General features: G+C 73.0%; 13 protein-coding genes. 7 read left to right on the top strand and 6 right to left on the bottom strand.

Translation table 11 applies throughout. From position 1 onward, the window contains the following. Positions 1-31: 31 nt before the first annotated feature. Positions 32-1,594, top strand: a complete 1,563-nt coding sequence (locus tag ACIQBJ_RS05550; protein ID WP_400703980.1) for an ISL3 family transposase — start codon at positions 32-34, stop codon at positions 1,592-1,594. An 11-nt stretch (positions 1,595-1,605) separates the two neighbouring features. On the opposite strand, the gene ACIQBJ_RS05545 is transcribed toward ACIQBJ_RS05550, so the two are convergent. Beyond that, the gene (locus ACIQBJ_RS05545; RefSeq protein ID WP_400703977.1) at positions 1,606-2,121 is read right to left on the bottom strand and encodes a hypothetical protein; all 516 of its coding nucleotides are present in this window, start codon (positions 2,119-2,121) and stop codon (positions 1,606-1,608) included. A gap of 209 nt (positions 2,122-2,330) precedes the next feature. Between ACIQBJ_RS05545 and ACIQBJ_RS05540 the strand changes: the two genes are divergently transcribed. Then, on the top strand, positions 2,331-2,711 hold the full coding sequence (locus ACIQBJ_RS05540) for a hypothetical protein (protein WP_400703974.1): 381 nt from the start codon (positions 2,331-2,333) through the stop codon (positions 2,709-2,711). A gap of 38 nt (positions 2,712-2,749) precedes the next feature. On the opposite strand, the gene ACIQBJ_RS05535 is transcribed toward ACIQBJ_RS05540, so the two are convergent. Next, positions 2,750-3,550 (bottom strand): DeoR/GlpR family DNA-binding transcription regulator, encoded by an 801-nt coding sequence (locus tag ACIQBJ_RS05535; protein WP_400703971.1) that lies wholly within the window; start codon positions 3,548-3,550, stop codon positions 2,750-2,752. Positions 3,551-3,900: 350 nt separating this feature from the next. On the opposite strand from ACIQBJ_RS05535, the gene ACIQBJ_RS05530 reads away from it, so the two are divergent. Beyond that, positions 3,901-5,340, top strand: a complete 1,440-nt coding sequence (locus tag ACIQBJ_RS05530; protein ID WP_400703968.1) for an RICIN domain-containing protein — start codon at positions 3,901-3,903, stop codon at positions 5,338-5,340. 157 nt (positions 5,341-5,497) lie between these two features. Continuing rightward, on the top strand, positions 5,498-7,933 hold the full coding sequence (locus tag ACIQBJ_RS05525; protein WP_400703965.1) for an RICIN domain-containing protein: 2,436 nt from the start codon (positions 5,498-5,500) through the stop codon (positions 7,931-7,933). Positions 7,934-8,013: 80 nt separating this feature from the next. Here the strand turns inward: ACIQBJ_RS05525 and ACIQBJ_RS05520 are convergent, their stop codons facing one another. From ACIQBJ_RS05520 to ACIQBJ_RS05505, 4 genes are all read right to left on the bottom strand, one after another. Further along, entirely contained in the window at positions 8,014-9,060 is a 1,047-nt protein-coding gene (locus ACIQBJ_RS05520) for a LacI family DNA-binding transcriptional regulator (RefSeq protein ID WP_400703962.1), read from the bottom strand. A 221-nt stretch (positions 9,061-9,281) separates the two neighbouring features. Next, complete coding sequence (locus ACIQBJ_RS05515) at positions 9,282-10,307, bottom strand: ABC transporter permease (protein ID WP_400703959.1); 1,026 nt, start codon at positions 10,305-10,307, stop codon at positions 9,282-9,284. Next, positions 10,304-11,860: a sugar ABC transporter ATP-binding protein gene (locus ACIQBJ_RS05510; protein WP_400703956.1), complete on the bottom strand. Its 1,557-nt coding sequence runs from the start codon at positions 11,858-11,860 to the stop codon at positions 10,304-10,306. The genes ACIQBJ_RS05515 and ACIQBJ_RS05510 overlap by 4 nt, the downstream gene beginning before the upstream one ends. A 123-nt stretch (positions 11,861-11,983) precedes the next feature. Then, the gene (locus tag ACIQBJ_RS05505; protein ID WP_400703953.1) at positions 11,984-13,036 is read right to left on the bottom strand and encodes a substrate-binding domain-containing protein; all 1,053 of its coding nucleotides are present in this window, start codon (positions 13,034-13,036) and stop codon (positions 11,984-11,986) included. A 350-nt stretch (positions 13,037-13,386) separates the two neighbouring features. Between ACIQBJ_RS05505 and ACIQBJ_RS05500 the strand changes: the two genes are divergently transcribed. The 3 genes from ACIQBJ_RS05500 to ACIQBJ_RS05490 are packed head-to-tail and all read left to right on the top strand — an operon-like array spanning position 13,387 to position 16,619. Then, positions 13,387-14,340 carry a carbohydrate ABC transporter permease gene (locus ACIQBJ_RS05500; RefSeq protein WP_400703950.1) on the top strand — a complete coding sequence of 318 codons (954 nt, stop codon included), beginning with the start codon at positions 13,387-13,389 and terminating at the stop codon, positions 14,338-14,340. Then, positions 14,337-15,236, top strand: coding sequence for a carbohydrate ABC transporter permease (locus ACIQBJ_RS05495; protein ID WP_400703947.1), 900 nt, complete (start codon positions 14,337-14,339; stop codon positions 15,234-15,236). The genes ACIQBJ_RS05500 and ACIQBJ_RS05495 overlap by 4 nt, the downstream gene beginning before the upstream one ends. Before the next feature lie 45 nt (positions 15,237-15,281). After that, positions 15,282-16,619 (top strand): ABC transporter substrate-binding protein, encoded by a 1,338-nt coding sequence (locus tag ACIQBJ_RS05490; protein WP_400703944.1) that lies wholly within the window; start codon positions 15,282-15,284, stop codon positions 16,617-16,619. Positions 16,620-16,680: the final 61 nt, after the last annotated feature.

Genomic DNA, 16,680 nt, shown 5'->3' with positions numbered 1-16,680 from the left:
CCTTCAGGTGGCTCTCGATTCGATCGAAGACGTGCTGTTTCCCGGAGTCGATGTTGAACTGGAGCGGGTGACCGCCGGGTTGGACCTGGTACTGGTCGAGGTCGCCGCGTGCGGCCCGGCCGTCCGCTGCCCGGACTGCGGGATACGAGGGCGGCGGGTCCACTCCACGTACCGGCGCACGGTGGCCGAACGCCCGCTGTCCGGGCGGAAGTTGCTGATACGGCTACGAGTGCGCCGGTACTTCTGTGACCGCCTCCGGTGCGGCCGGCGAACGTTCGTCGAGCAGGTCCGGGGACCGAGCGAGCGTCACCTGCGCTCCAGCACCGGGCTGAAGGACTGGCTGCGGGCCGTCGCCGTCGAACTCGGAGGCCGCGCGGGCGAACGGCTGTGCCGCAAGCTCAGCGTCGCGGCCGGCCGCACCCGGCTCCTCGGCCTGCTCGAAGCACCCGAAGTACCCGAGCGGGCGCCGCGGGTGCTCGGCGTCGACGAGTTCGCCTTCCGCAGGGGCCACACCTACGGCACCCTGCTGGTCGACGTCGAGACCGGCCGCGTCGTCGATGTCCTGCCCGACCGCACCTCGGAAACCTTCGCCGCCTGGCTGAGCGAGCATCCTGGCGCCGAGATCGTCTGCCGCGACCGTGCCGGCGCCTACAGCCGGGCGATCAAGGAAGCCGCACCGGAGGCGACCGAGATCGCCGACCGCTGGCACCTGCTGCAGAACCTGTCCGCCGCGGTCGAGAAGACCTGCCACCAACACCGCGCCTGCCTGCGCAAACACGCCGACCAGGAGGTGCCGCCCGAGCCGCCCGCGATCGACCTGCCGGTCCTCCAGGAGCCCCGCACTCCGATCGTCGAGCGCATCCGCGATCGCCACGCGGACGTCCACCGGCTGTTGGAGCAGAAGTGGACGATCAGTGCGATCGCCCGCTACCTGGGGCTCGACCGCAAGACCGTCCGCCGCTTCAAGACCACCCCGCTCGATGAACTCATCGCCTCAGCAAGGGAGTTCGGCACGAGCAAGCAGGGGCTGCTCGACCCGTTCAAGCCCTACGTGAACAGCAGGTTCACCGCCGGGTGCACCAGCGCCCAGCAGCTGTTCCGCGAGATCACCGAACGCGGCTACCGGGGCAGCGTCCTGGCCGTGCGCCGCTACGTCGCCTCCCTGCGCGAGGGAACCGCCGAACCCGTCCGCGCGGACATCCCCAGCCCGCGCCGGATCACCTCCTGGATCATGCGGCCCACCGGCGCGCTCACCGAACGCGAGCAGGACAGGCTGCTGAACGTCAGGATCGCCTGCCCGGACATCGCCCGGGCCTACGACCTGGCCCGATGCTTCCACGACCTCATGACCAACCGCCTCGGCAGCCTCCTGCTGGACTGGATCGACCAGGCCGAGCAGGACGCCCCGGCGCCGATGCGCTCGTTCGCCGGCTTCCTCCGCCAGGACCTCGCCGCCGTCACCGCCGGCCTCACCCTCGAATGGAGTTCCGACAAGGTCGAAGGCAACGTGAACCGGGTCAAAACACTCAAAAGAGCCATGTACGGCCGGGCCTCGTTCCGACTCCTCCGGACCCGGATCCTCGCCCGACCATGAAGATCACGTGATCAGTCATCAGCCGCAACGAGGAGAGTCAGGGTCTGCCGATTGTCGTCGATGGCAACGAACTCGTGGAACTCGCCGTGCACGCCGCCCCAGTCGTGGAAGGCATCGCTGCCCAGGTCTCGGAGGCAGTAGAGACGGCTGGCGGAGTTCACCGTCGCACGGAGCGTCGCATCGAGTGCGCGCTCCAGCGAGTTCGGAAGACCGCCGAACTGGTTCACCCACTCCTCCAACACCAGCGCGGTCCTGTCGCGGCTGACCGGCTGGTACTCGTCGGGGCTGATCACGTTGAGCCAGTGGGGTCCGTGTCGGAGGCCATCGGGGTCGACACCACCTCCGGCGTAGTCGTCACGGAACTGCTCATGCGCGACAACAGCGGTGAGCAAGTCCGGGTCCTGGCAGTCTCGCGCGAACCGGAAGGACTTCAGATCGACCCAGCGGAAGCCGTGACCTCTGCCATCGGGGAAGGGGTGGTCGCGAAAGTTCACGAAGGTTCGTTCGATGAAGTCGAGCTTTGCCACCCGGCCACGCTACCCCGATGCAGCTCGCCAGGGCGGCTTCACGAAACTTCGGCCAGAGCCCCGGAAACTACCCAGGGAGCCCGGCGGAACTACCCATGCCCCCGGCGCCCCGCCACCGGAATGGGCACCCGCGCCCCTGGCCCGGACCGGGTGCGGCGGCCTTCCCTGGAACCACCAGCCCCACCCGCACCGTCCGGAGGCGAGCAGCCATGAACACCGGGACCCGCTCCACGGCCAGCCGGCCGACCGCCATCTACCTGCGCTGCTACCCGTACGACGCCGGGTTCCTGCTCGACTTCTGGGACGTGCTGAGCCGCTACGCCCTGGCGGCCGGCCTCGGCGAGGCGACCGTCTTCCTGGACAACGGGCGCGGCTCCCGCGACCCGCTGACCGCCCTGGAGGCCCTGCTCGGCGCGGTGGCCGAGGGCCGGGTCTCGGCCGTGGTGGTGCCCGGCCCGTACGTGTTCTCCCTGGACGACGCGAAGGCCCGCGCCACCGTGCGCCGCTTCGAGGCGGCGGGCTGCACCGTGCACGAGCTGCCGCACCCGCACGCGGAGATCGCCGCCGCCCGGTTCGCGGCGGCCCGCTGAACCCGCGACCCGCCGAGCCCGCGGCCCGGACGGTCCCGTCAGGGCACGTCGGCGACGACCAGCCGGCCCACCTGCTCGGCGAGCACCGCCCGGGCCGCCCCGTCCAGGCCCGAGTCGGTGACCAGGCAGTCCAGTTCGTCGAGGGCGGCGAACGCGCTCAGGCCGACCACGCCCCACTTGCTGTGGTCGGCGACCGCGACCACCCGGCGGGCTGCCGCGATCATCGCCCGGTTGGTCTGCGCCTCGGCCAGGTTGGGCGTGGTCAGCCCGGCCCGTTCGGAGACCCCGTGCGCCCCGACCACCAGCACGTCCACGTACAGCGAGCGGATCGCCTGGTCGGCCAGCGGGCCGACCAGGGCGGCCGACGGCGTGGGCGTGCCGCCCGTCAGCAGCAGCGTCGGCCCGGCGCCCGGGTGCCGGGCGTTGTGCTCGCGCAGCAGGTCGGCGACCGGCAGCGAGTTGGTGACGACGGTCAGCCCGCGGACCTCCAGCAGCCGTTCGACCACCGCGTGCGCGGTCGTCCCGGCCGACACCGCGACCACGCTGCCCGGCTCCACCTGGGCCGCCGCGGCGGCGGCCAGCGCGGCCTTGGCGGCGGCCTCGCGCCGCGCCTTGGCCTCGAAGCCGGGCTCCTCGGCCCGCCCGCCGGCCGCGACCGCGCCCCCGTAGATCTTCTCCACCTCGCCGGCCCGGGCCAGTTCGTCCAGGTCCCGGCGGATCGTCATGTCGGAGACCCCGAACTGCTCCACCAGCCCGGCCACCCGGACCGCCCCCGTCCGGCGCACCAGGTCGAGGATCAGCGCCCGCCGCTGGGGGCCGAGCAGTACCGGGTCCGTCACGGGCTCTCTCCCACCGCTCGGCGTTGGCTCACGAAGCAACAGGATAGTGCGGCTCCGCACGCCACCGACCTGCGTACCCCGACGGCCGACTCCAACACAATCCAACGCAATCGATTGGTAGGGATACGAGGCAAAAACCCGCCCGCGCCCACCGGAGACCGCTCCGACCTGCGAGAACACGCTCCGGAGCGGAGATCGCACCGAATCGGCCCGGCCGAAACCCTTGACACAACCGAACACCGCTCCGAAACTCTCGGACAACCGCTTGTTTGCGCCAACATCAGCGAACGGACGCGCTGAGCCGGCCGGCGGCCCTCCCCCACCCCCACCCGATGCACGAGGTACCTCCCATGCCGCGTTTGAGATCCGCTTTCCTCGGCGCCCTGCTGGCGCTCGCCGCGCCGCTGGCCACCGGCACCGCCCCGGCCCAGGCCGCCCCCGTGCCCGTGGTCAACGGCACCCGGTTCACCGACACCACCGGCGCGGCCGTGCAGGCGCACGGCGGCGGGGTGATCAAGGTCGGCGCGTACTACTACTGGTTCGGCGAGGACCGCAACGCCGACAACAGCTTCCGGTACATCTCGGTGTACCGCTCCACCGACCTGAAGACCTGGGAGTTCCGCAACCACGCGCTGACCCAGGCCACCGACCCGGAGCTGGCCTCGGCCAACATCGAGCGGCCCAAGGTGATCTACAACGCGGTCACCGGCCAGTTCGTGATGTGGATGCACAAGGAGAGCGCCACCGACTACGGCCAGGCCCGGGCCGCCGTCGCGGTCTCCTCCACCGTGGACGGGAACTACGGCTGGCGCGGCAGCTTCCGGCCGCTGGGCGAGATGTCCCGCGACATCACCACCTTCGTCGACGACGACGGCACCGCGTACATGGTCTCCGCCGCCAACGAGAACCAGGACCTGCACGTCTACCGGCTGACCTCCGACTACACCGGCATCGACGCCCAGGTGCAGAGCCTGTGGAACGGCTCCTCCCGGGAGGCGCCCGCGCTGTTCAAGCGCAACGGCGTGTACTTCCTGCTCACCTCCGGCGCCACCGGCTGGGCCCCGAACCAGCAGATGTACGGCACCGCGACCAGCGTCACCGGCAGCTGGAGCGGCCTGCAGAACATCGGCGACGGCGTGACCTACGGCAGCCAGACCGCGTACGTGCTGCCCGTCCAGGGCACCTCCGGCACCAGCTACCTGTACATGGGCGACCGCTGGGGCAACTCGATGGGCGGCACCGTCAACGACTCCCAGTACGTCTGGCTGCCGCTGACCTTCCCCACCGCCACCAGCATGACCATGGGCGACTCGCCGCAGATCACCGTCGACGCCGCGGCCGGCACCGTCGCCCCGATGGCCGCCACCTGGGAGAACCTCAAGGGGCAGCAGAGCGGCAAGTGCGCGGACGTCGGCGGCTACTCCTTCGCCGCGGGCGCGCAGGCCCTCCAGTGGTCCTGCGGCTGGGGCGCCAACCAGAACTTCTGGTTCAAGCCGCTGAGCGGCGGCTACGTCCAGCTGATGGCCCGGCACAGCGGCAAGTGCCTGGACATCGCCGGGAGTTCCACCGCCGACGGGGCCGCCGTGGTGCAGAACACCTGCTCCACCGCCACCTCCCAGCAGTGGACGGTGAAGACCGACGGCAGCGGCAACGTCCGCCTGGTCGACCGGCGCAGCGGCAAGTGCCTGGACGTCACCAACCAGTCCACCGCCGACGGCACCGCGCTGGAGCAGTGGACCTGCAACGGCGGCACCAACCAGCTGTGGCGGCGCGGACCGGCCTGGCTCTGACCCCGCACCGCCCCCGACCCGGCACGCCCCTCCGTCCTCGCCCGGCGAGGGGCGTGCCGTTCCCGTGTCCGCTGTTCCCGTGCGTTCCCGTGTCCGCCGTTCCCGTGCGTTCCCGTGTCCGCCGTTCCCGTGTCCGCCACCCCGGAGGAGAACACCCGTGCCCCGTCCCGCACCGCCCCGCCGCCGCCGCAGCACCGCGCTGGCCGCCCTGGCCTCGCTGGCCGCGCTCGCCGCCGCGCTGCCGACCGCCGCGCCCGCCGCGGCGGACACCCCCGCGCACGTCACCGTCCGCCTCGACCCCAGCTACCAGCAGCAGCCGTTCCAGGGCTGGGGCACCGCGCTGGCCTGGTTCGCCAACGCCACCGGCAACTGGCCGGACAGCGAGCGCAACGCGCTCGCCGACGCCCTGTACGGGCCGGACGGCCTGGGCTTCACCGTGGCCCGCTACAACATCGGCGGCGGCGACAGCCCGGAGACCGCGCCTTACCTGCGCCCGGGCGCGGCCGTGCCCGGGTACTGGAACCGGCCCGCCGCGTACGGCCCGCCCGGCGGCAGCACCGCCGGCTGGACCGAGCAGCCGGACTGGTGGGACCCGAACGACCCGGCCGACTGGAACCCGCAGGCCGACGCCGCCCAGCGCTGGTGGCTGACCGCGGCGAAGGCCCGCGGCGCGGACACCTTCGAGGCGTTCTCCAACTCCGCCCCGTACTTCATGACCGACAGCGGGCTGGTGTCCGGCGCCGTCGACGGCTCGCAGGACAACCTGCGCGCCGACCAGTACGACCGGTTCGCCGCCTACCTGGCCGGGTCGCTGCAGCGGGTGCAGGCCGCCACCGGCGTCACCTTCGGCTCGCTGTCGCCGATGAACGAGCCCGGCACCTCGTACTGGCACGCGGGCGGCCCGCAGGAGGGCTCGCACTGGGACGCCGCCTCGCAGGCCCACCTGGCCGGCAGTGTGCGCGGCGCGCTGGACGCGGCCGGGCTGGGCACCCCGGTCGCGGCGATGGACGAGACGAACCCGGACCTGTTCCGGGCCGACTGGTCGGCCTGGCCGGCGACCGCCCGGGCCGCCGCCGGGAAGCTCAACACGCACACCTACTCCACCGGCGGGCGCGCCGGGGTCCGCGACCTGGCCAAGGGCGCCGGGCTGCCCGCCTGGATGTCCGAGGTCGACCTCGGCGGGTCCGTCCCGCAGAGCTTCACCGACATGTCGCCGGCCCTGGACTTCGCGCACCGGATCACCGACGACGTCCGGGAGTTGGAGCCCTCCGCCTGGGTGATGTGGCAGGCGGTCGAGGACTACGCCAACATGACGCCCGCGCACGAGAACTCCAACTGGGGTCTGATCCAGGTCGACCTGAACTCCACCGACCCGGCGAACGAGCCGCTGCGGCTGAACAAGAAGTACTGGGCGATGGCCAACTACAGCCGTTTCGTGCGGCCCGGCGCCCGGGTGATCGCCACCGACTCGACCGACACGCTGGCCGCGCTGCGGCCGAACGGGACCGGCGCGGTCGCGGTGTACACCAACTCCACCGGCGCGGCGCAGACCCTGACGCTGGACCTGGCGGGCTTCCAGAGCGTGGACCCCGCGGTGCCGGTGCAGCGCTGGACCACCGACGCGGGCAAGAACCTGGTGCGCGACCCCGACCTGGCGGCCACCGCCGCCAAGACCCTGACCGTCACGGTCGGCCCGGGCTCGGTCACCACCTTCGTGCTGCCCGGCGCGACCGGCACCGCCGCGGCCGCCGCGACCGTCCCCACCGGCCAGGTGCGCCGGCTGGTGAACGACCGCAGCGGCCTGGCGCTGACCGCGTCCGGCACCGCCGTCGTCCAACGGGCCGTCAGCCCCACCGACACCACCCAGCAGTGGAACTTCACCCGACTCACCGGCACGTACGACTCCACCGCGGCGTACCGGATCACCAACGTCCGCAGCGGCAAGGCGCTGAGCGTCACCGGCGGCGTGCTGGGCTTCGCCGCGGCGGGCGGCTCGACCCAGCAGCAGTGGCTGCTGTCCACCACCGGGGACGGCCACGACACGCTGGTGAACCGGGCCAGCGGCCTGCTGCTGGACGTCACCGGCCAGTCCACCGCGGACGGGGCGCCCGTCGGGGTGTGGCAGCCCACCACCGGCGACAACCAGTCCTGGGCAGTGCGCTCCGCGGCGGCCGACGCGTACCGGTCGCTGAAGGTCCGGCTGAGCGGGCGCTGCGCGGAGGTGGCCGGCGGGTCGACCGCGGCGGGCGCCGCCGTGGTGCAGCACACCTGCGGGAACGCCACCGACCAGCAGTGGACGCTGCGGCCGGGCGGCGGCCCGGGGCAGGTGAACGTGGTGGTGCGCTCCACCGGGCAGTGCCTGGACGTGGCGGGCCTGTCGACGGCGGACGGCGCGCCGGTGGTGCAGTACCCGTGCAACGGCGGGGCGAACCAGCAGTGGTCGGTGCGCGACACCGGCTCCGGGTACGTGACGCTGCTGGCCCGGCACAGCGGCGAGTGCCTGGACGTGGCGGGCGGCTCGACGGCCGACGGGGCGGCGCTGGTGCAGCGGCCCTGCACGGCCGCGCCGGGTCAGCAGCTGCTGGTCGGCTGACCGGCCCGGCGGCCCCGACGGCACGGCGGCGGGCACCACCTTCGGGGGTGGTGCCCGCCGCCGTGCTTCCCGAGGGTGCGTCAGCCGGCGGGCGGGGGCGCGGTGCTGGCGCGGACCACGAGCGCGGGGGTGACCACGACCGGCGGGTCGTCGGTGCCGCCGGGGGCGTCGATCCGGTCGAGCAGCCGGGCCACGCACTGGCGGCCGACCTCCGCGAAGTCCTGCCGGACGGTGGTCAACGGGGGCAGGTAGTAGGCGGCCTCGGGCAGGTCGTCGAAGCCGACCACGCTGACGTCCTCGGGGACCCGGCGGCCGGCCTCGTGCAGGGCCCGGACCAGGCCGAGGGCCAGGTGGTCGTTGGCGGCGAAGACCGCGGTGACGTCGGGGCGGGCGGCCAGTTCGCGGCCGATCCGGTAGCCGTCCTCGGCCGTCCAGTCGCCGTACCGGAGCGGGGGGACGGGGGCGCCGGCGGCCTTCAGGGCGGCGTGCCAGGCGGTGGCGCGGCGGCGGGCGGCGTAGGAGTCCTGCGGGCCGCCGAGGTGCCAGACGGTGCGGTGCCCGAGGTCGAGCAGGTGGCGGGTGGCGGCGGTGGCACCGGCGGCCTGGTCGGTGTCGACGGAGGGGAAGCGGTGCTCCGGGTCGCCGTCGGCGACGACCACGGGGACGCCGGAGTTGACGGAGAAGCCGGGCCGGTCGAGGATCTGCGCCTCGATCACCACCAGGCCGTCGACGGCCTGTTCGGTGAGCTGGCGGACGGCCTGCTGGACGGCGAGTTCGGTGCGGTCCTCCACGCAGACCACGTTCAGCGAGTAGCCGGCCCGCTGGGCGGCCCGGGAGATCGCGGCCAGGGTGCGGGCGTTGCCCTGGGCGGTGACGTCGAAGGTGACCACGCCGAGGACGTGGAAGCGGCCGAGGGTGAGCGCCCGGGCGGCGCTGTTGCGCTGGTAGCCGAGGACCCGCATCGCCGACAGCACCCGGTCGCGGGTCTCCGGTTCGACGTTGCTGCGGTTGTTGGCGACCCGGGAGACGGTCTGCGAGGAGACCCCGGCGAGGGCCGCGACGTCGGCCTGGGACGGGGGCCGCGACCTGCCGCGGGCGGTGCCGTCGGTGCCCGTGTCCTGTGCCATCCGCTCCTCCTCCATGTCTGCGTAAACATGCTACCGGGGGCGGGGACGGCGACGACCACCGCCCCGGCTGCCGGGAGCAGCCGGGGCGGTGGTGCCGGGCGGGGCGGCCGACCCTCGACGACCGGCCCGCCGTTCCGTCCCCCGGCACCGGGCCGGGCCGCCACGCCCGTGGGGCGACCCACCTGGGCCCGGTGGCGGGGGACGGAAGCGTGACGGCGGGGTCAGGCGGGCAGGCCGACCGCGCGTTCGCCGCTGCGGCGCTGCTGGACGACGACCGCGACGACCAGCAGCGCGCCCTGGGCGACGTTCTGCCAGAAGGAGTTGATGCCCTGGACGGTGAGGCCGTTCTCCAGGGCGCCGAGCAGGGCGACGGCCAGCAGGGTGCCGCCGACGCCGCCCTTGCCGCCCTTGAGCGCGCAGCCGCCGAGCGCGGCGGCGGTGATCGCCTTGAGCTCCAGGCCCTCGCTGCCGGAGGTGGGCTGGCCGGAGCCGGTGCGGGCGGTGAGCAGCACGCCGGCGAGGGCGGCGACCACGCCGATCAGGCCGTAGACGGCGATCAGGTACTTGTTGATGTTGATGCCGGCGAGGCGGGCGGCGGTGTCGTTGCCGCCGATCGCGTAGACGTTGCGGCCGAGGTCGGTGCGGGACAGCAGCACGTGCACGGCGAGCGCGACCAGGACCAGCAGCCACACCATGACGGGCAGTCCGGCGATCCTGCCGCGGCCGAGGAAGACGAACACCGGGTCGTTGAGCACGTAGCCCTGGGCGCGGCCGTCGGAGACCAGCTGGGCCAGGCCCTTGTAGGCGGCCAGTCCGGCCAGGGTGGCGATGGTGGGGTTGACCCGGCCGTGCACGATGACCGCGCCGTTGAGCAGGCCGATCAGCAGGCCGGTGCCGACGGCGGCGGCGATCCCGGCGTAGGCGTCGGAGCCGGCCGCGGTGAAGGCCATCGCGGAGACCACGGAGGCGACGCCGGCCTGCGAGCCGACCGAGATGTCGAGGCCGCCGCAGACGATGACGACGGTCTGCACGACGGCCAGCAGGCCGGTGATGGTGGCGGCCTCGGCGATCACCTGGAGGTTGGTGAGGCTGAGGTAGTTGCCGTTGAGCGTCCCGAACACGGCCAGCACGACGACCAGGGCGCCGATCAGGCTGAGGTGCTGGGCGCCGAGCCGGGCGAGGACGGCGGGGCGGGCGGGGCCGCGGGCGGCCTCGGGCCGGGCCGGGGGGCTGGTCAGGGCGGTCATGAGGTGGCTCCGGGGGAAGAGGGGCGGGGCGTGAGGTCGTCGGCCATGGCGAGGTGCAGCACGGCCTCCTCGGTGGCGTCGGCGCGGTCGAGCTCGCCGGTGGTCCGGCCGCCCTGCATGACCACGATCCGGTCGGACAGGCCGAGCAGTTCGGGCAGTTCGGAGGAGATGACCAGCAGGGCGACGCCCTGTTCGGCGAGGTCGGCGACGATCCGGTAGATCTCGGCCTTGGCGCCGACGTCGATGCCGCGGGTCGGCTCGTCCAGGATCAGCACCTTCGGCCTGCGGGCCAGCCAGCGGGCGAGCACCACCTTCTGCTGGTTGCCGCCGGAGAGCTTGCGCACCTCGTGCTCGATCGAGGGGGTGCGCACCCGCAGCCGGTCGGTGTACTCCTGCGCCAGCTGCTTCTCGGCGCCGCGCCGGACGAAGCGGAAGCGGCGCAGGCGCTCCAGTACGGCGACGGAGGTGTTGTCGCGGATCGAGCGGTGCAGGAACAGCGCCTGGGCCTTGCGCTCCTCGGGGGCCAGGCCGAGTCCGGCGCGGATCGCGGCCCGCGGGCCGCCGCCGGTCAGCGGCGTGCCGTCGAGGGTGGCGGTGCCGGAGCGGATCGGCAGGTCGCCGGCCAGCGCGAGGGCGAGTTCGGAGCGTCCGGCGCCGATCAGTCCGGCCAGGCCGACCACCTCGCCGGCCCGTACCCGCAGGTCGATGCCGTGCACGTGGTCGGTGGTCAGGTTCTGCACGTCGAGGACGACCCGGCCGGGGGCGAGGCGTTCGCGGGTGAACATCGCGGTCAGGTCGCGGCCGACCATCAGGCGGACGAGTTCGCCCTCGTCCGTGGTGGCGGCGTCCTGGACGCCCGCGAGTTCGCCGTCGCGGAGCACCGCGATCCGGTCGGCGAGCCGGAAGATCTCCTGCATCCGGTGCGAGACGTAGACGACGGCGACGCCGTCGGCGCGCAGCCGGCCGATCAGCGCGAACAACGCCTCCACCTCCTGCTCGGAGAGCGAGGAGGTCGGCTCGTCGAACGCGACGAGCTTCGCCGGGCCGGTCAGCGCCCGCAGGATCTCCACCAACTGGCGCTGTGCCGGGGTGAGTTGCGAGCCGAGCAGGTCGGGGTCGAGGACGCCCGCGAAGCCGAGGCGCTCCAGGTCGGCCAGGGTGCGGCGGCGCAGTTCGGCCCGGTCCAGGCGGCGCAGCGAGCGGCGCGGCAGCGAGCCCGCGTAGACGTTCTCGGCGACGGTGACGTGCGGGACGATCTCGGGTTCCTGCGGGATGATCCGGATGCCGGCGGCCCGGGCGTCGGCCGGGGAGCGCAGGTCGAGGCGGCGGCCGTCCAGGTGCAGGTGGCCCTCGGTGGGCCGGTGGTCGCCGGTGAGGATCTTCAGCAGGGTGGACTTGCCCGCCCCGTTCTCGCCCATCAGCGCGGTGACCCGCCCGGCGGGGAAGTCCAGGGTGACGCCGCCGAGGGCCCGCACCGCGCCGAAGCGCTTGCTGACGGCGACGACACCGGCCGTGCCGGGCGGGGGCGGGGAGTGGTCGGGTGGGGTGGTCATGGCGGGTCACCTCGGGGCGTACGGGCGGGTGGCGCGGGACGGGGACGGCGCGGGGCGCGAGGGCGCGCGAGAGGGCGGGGAGGGTGCCGGCCCCGGTGGGGGCGGTCGGGGCCGGCGGGCGGGTCAGCCGCAGGTGACGCCGGCTGCCTGCCAGTTCGAGGCGTCCACCATCCGGGTCGGCGCGAACGCCTCGGCGGGGAAGTCCTTGCCGTTCTTGAGCCTGTCGTACATGGTCCGGACGGCGAGCGCGCCGACGTCCTTGCCGTTGATGAACAGCGCGGCCTTCATGCCGCTGGGCTGTCCGCTCTTCCAGTCCTTGCAGGCCAGGTAGGCGCCGAGGCCGACGCCGATCACGTCGTCGGCCTTGAAGCCGGCGTTGGCCAGCGCGGTGACGCCGCCCTGGACGTTCTCGTCGTTGCAGCCCCACACCACCCAGTGCTTGACGCCGGGGTTGGCGGTGACGGTGGCGGCGACCTTGTCCTGGGCGCCGGTGGGGGTGTTGTCGGTGGCGACGTCGACGGTCTTCACGCCGGGGACGGCGGTGTCGAAGGCGGCCTGCGCGGCCTTGACCCGGTCGCCGCAGACCGTGACGTCCTGCTTCCAGGCGGCCAGCACCCGGGTGTCGGCGGCGCTCCAGCCCGCCTTCCCGTACTCCTCGGCGGCGCGCTTGCCGACCTCGGCGCCCATCTGCTGGCCGGAGAAGCCGATCCGCGGTACCAGCTGGTCCTTGGCGCAGGCGGACGGGTCGGGGCCGTTGGCGCAGATCTGGTCGTCGGAGGTGAGCAGTGCGACCTTGGCGTCCCGGGCGGCCTGGACGACCTGCGGGCCGACGGCGGGGTCGGGGACGACGACGATCAGGCCGTTGGACTTCTGGGCGAGCGCGGACTGCGCCTCGCTGACGGTCTTGTTGGCGTCGTTGCCCAGGTTGACGACCTTCAGGTCGACGCCGAGCTCGGCGGCCTCGGCCTTGGCGCCGGCCGCCTCGCCGACGAAGTACTCCTGGTCGCCCTGCTTCTGCAGGTAGGTGATCGAGATCTTCCCGTCGACCTTGGCGACGCCGCCGTCGCCGGAGGCGGACTGCTGTCCGGTCGAGCAGGCGGTGGCGGCCAGGCCCAGGGCGAGCAGCAGGGCCGCGGCCGAGGCGGTGCGGGAAGGGGAGGGGGCGGTGCGAGGCATGGGGACGCTCCTTGGCGCAGGAGTCCGGACCGGCGCGAAACTGCGCACTGAAGTCAACAGACAACCGAACACGATTAAACGTGATGCAACAATGAGAGGAGCAAAGCCGTACCGGAGTCAAGCCGGTCGCCCCGCCGATACCGGGTCGTGACCTGCGCCCCGAATCGCCCGGCGGCACCCCCACCCCCGCCCCGACCGCCCTGAGCTGCTGCTTCTTCGGGCCGGGCGGGCCCCCGCCCGATCACGAAGCTGCATCGCGGCGCAACAACGGCTTGACGCCCCGGCAACACCGGGTCAACACTCGTCGCCAACACCATGTTGGCGTAAACATCCGCCGAAGGGCACTTCCCGTGAGCACGTCGCAGAGCACCGCCTCCAGTACCGTCCGGTCCCGCTCCGCCCCCGCCGTCCGCCGGCCCCGCCGCCCGCGCGGCGCCCGGCACGGCGGCTGGGGCTTCGCGTTCTTCGCACCGTTCCTGGTGGTGTTCGTGATCGGGGTCGCCGCGCCGCTCGGCTACGCCGCCTACCTGAGCCTGTTCCAGGACCGGCTGATCGGCGGCACGGTCTTCGTCGGGCTGGACAACTACCGGCGGGCGCTGGGCGACGAGCTGTTCCGGGCCGGCCTGTGGCGGGTGCTGCTGTTCCTGCTGGTGCAGGTCCCGGTGATGCTGGGCCTGGCCCTGCTGGCGGCGCTCGCCGTCGACAGCGGCCGGCTGCGCCGCCCCGGCCTGTTCCGGATCGGCGTCTTCGTCCCGTACGCGGTGCCCGCCGTGGTCGCCTCGCTGATGTGGGGCTACCTGTACGGCGACCGGTTCGGCCTGGCCGGCCAGCTCGGCGACCTCTTCGGCACGAAGCTGCCCGACCTGCTCGGCCCCGACTGGATGCTGGCGTCCATCGGCAACGTGGTGACCTGGCAGTACACCGGCTACAACATGCTGATCCTGTACGCCGCGCTGCGCACCGTGCCGACCGAGCTGTACGAGGCCGCGGCGCTGGACGGGGCCGGCGAGTTCCGCAAGGCGTGGAGCATCAAGCTGCCCGCGGTCCGCCCGGCCCTGGTGCTGGCCACGGTGTTCTCGATCATCGGCACCTTCCAGCTGTTCAACGAGCCCAACGTGCTGCAGTCGCTGGCGCCGAACGTGATCTCCACCAGCTACACGCCCAACATGTACGCCTACAACCTGGCCTTCAACGGCCAGCAGTTCAACTACTCGGCAGCCGTCGCCGTGGTCCTCGGCGGCGTCACCGCCGTGATCGCCTACGCCGTCCAGCTCCGGTCGATGCGGAAGGGACAGGGCGCATGAGCAGCAGCAGCACCACCACCACGAAGCGGCGGCCCCGCCGCGGCCGGGCCGGCAACGCGCTCACCCTGGCGATGGCCCTGATGCTCGGCTACGCGCTGCTCCCGCTGGTGTGGCTGTTCATGGCCGCCACCAAGGACACCTCCTCGCTGATGAACAGCTTCGGCCTCTGGTTCGGCGACGGCTTCCACCTGTTCGGCAACATCGGCCACGTGCTGAGCTACGACGACGGCATCTACCTGCGCTGGTTCGGCAACACCCTGCTGTACGCGGTGGTCGGCGCCGGCGGCGCCGCGTTCATCGCCACCGCCGCCGGGTACGGCCTGGCCAAGTACCGCTTCCGCGGCCGCACCGCGCTGGCCGCGACCGTGCTCGGCGCGATCGCCGTCCCCGGCACCGCGCTGGCCGTCCCCACCTACCTGCTGTTCAGCAAGGCCGGGATCGTCGACACCCCGTGGGCGGTGCTGCTGCCCTCGCTGGTCAGCCCGTTCGGCGTCTACCTGATGCGGGTGTACGCCGCCGAGGCGGTGCCGGACTCGATGCTGGAGGCCGCCCGGATCGACGGCGCCGGCGAACTGCGCACCTTCTTCACCGTGTCGCTGCGGCTGCTCGCCCCCGGCTTCGTCACCGTCCTGCTGTTCGCCCTGGTCGCGACCTGGAACAACTACTTCCTGCCGCTGATCGTGCTCAGCGACCCGAAGTGGTTCCCGCTGACCGTCGGCCTGAACCAGTGGAACGCGATGGCCACCGGCGCGGCCGGCAGCGGCGCCACCACCACCGACTTCTACCCGCTGGTCGTCACCGGCAGCCTGCTGGCGATCGTCCCGCTGGTGGTCGCCTTCCTCTTCCTGCAGCGCTACTGGCAGTCCGGCCTGTCCGCCGGCTCCGTCAAGGAATGACGGCACCCCCTTCTCCGCCCCTCCCCTCCCCCGCAAGGAACCGCCATGTCTCCCGCACCCTCCCGCCGCCGCAGACTCGCGGCCCTCGTCCCGGCCGCGGCCCTGCTGCTCGGCCTGACCGCCTGCGGCTCCTCCGGGCCCGCCGCCCCCGCGGTCACCGACCCCGCCGCGGCGCTGGACACCCCCACCACGCTGACCTTCTGGACCTGGGCGCCGAACATCGACAGGACCGTCGCGCTGTTCGAGCAGAAGTACCCGAAGATCAAGGTCGACGTGGTCAACGCCGGCCAGTCCGCGACCGAGTACACCAAGATGCAGACCGCGATCAAGGCCAGCAGCGGCGGCCCGGACATCGCCCAGGTCGAGTACTTCGCGCTGCCCGAGTTCGCGCTCTCCAAGCGGCTGGTGGACCTCAAGCAGTACGGGGCCGCCGGCCTGGAGCCGAAGTTCACCCCGTCCGCCTGGTCGCAGGTCGCGCTGAACGGCGGCGTCTGGGCCGTCCCGCAGGACACCGGCCCGATGGCGATGTTCTACAACCAGAAGCTCTTCGACCAGCTCGGCCTGAAGCCCCCCACCACCTGGGCCGAGTTCGAGGACGTCGCGGTGAAGATCAAGGCGTCCGACCCGAACCGCTTCATCACCTCGATCGACCCCGGGGACGCGGGCGGCCTGGACAGCCTGGTCTGGCAGGCCGGCGGCCGGCCCTTCCAGCAGAAGGACGCCACCGGCGTCGCCGTCGGCCTCCAGGACCCGGGCAGCAAGAAGGTCGCCGACCTGTGGTCCTCGCTGCTGCAGCGCAAGCTCGTCGACCCGACGCCCGGCTGGACCAACGAGTGGTGGCAGGGCATGGGCTCCGGCCGGTACGCGATGTGGATGACCGGTGCCTGGGCCCCCGGCAACATCGCCTCCACCATCCCCGACACCGCCAAGGACTGGCGGGCCGCGCCGATGCCGCAGTGGTCGGCCGCCGACAAGGTCTCGGCGGAGAACGGCGGTTCGGCCGTCGCCGTCCCCACCTCCAGCAAGCACCAGGCCGCCGCCGCGGCGTTCGCGATCTGGCTGAACTCCGACCCGGAGGCCGTCCGCTCGCTCAACGCCAACGGCCTCTTCCCCGCCACCACCGAGCTGCTCACCGACCGGGCCTTCCTGGACAAGCCGCTGGACGCGCTCGGCGGCCAGCAGGCCAACCGGGTCTTCGCCGACTCCTCCGCGACCGTCGGCACCGGCTGGCAGTACCTGCCCTTCCAGGTGTACGCCAACTCGGTCTTCAAGGACACCGTCGGCCAGGCCATGGGCGGCGACCTGAACGCCGGCCTGACCGCCTGGCAGAAGCGGATCGCCGACTACGGCAACCAGCAGGGCTTCAAGGTCACCACGCCGTGACTCCCCGGCCGGCGCCCGCCCCGGGCGGGCGCCGGCCCCGTCCCCCAGCACCCCCAGGAGC

Source organism: Kitasatospora sp. NPDC088391, from assembly GCF_044753345.1.
Lineage (GTDB): Bacteria > Actinomycetota > Actinomycetes > Streptomycetales > Streptomycetaceae > Kitasatospora.
The sequence above is the reverse complement of the archived record's forward strand: the minus strand, read 5'-3'. Positions and strand labels throughout refer to the sequence as shown.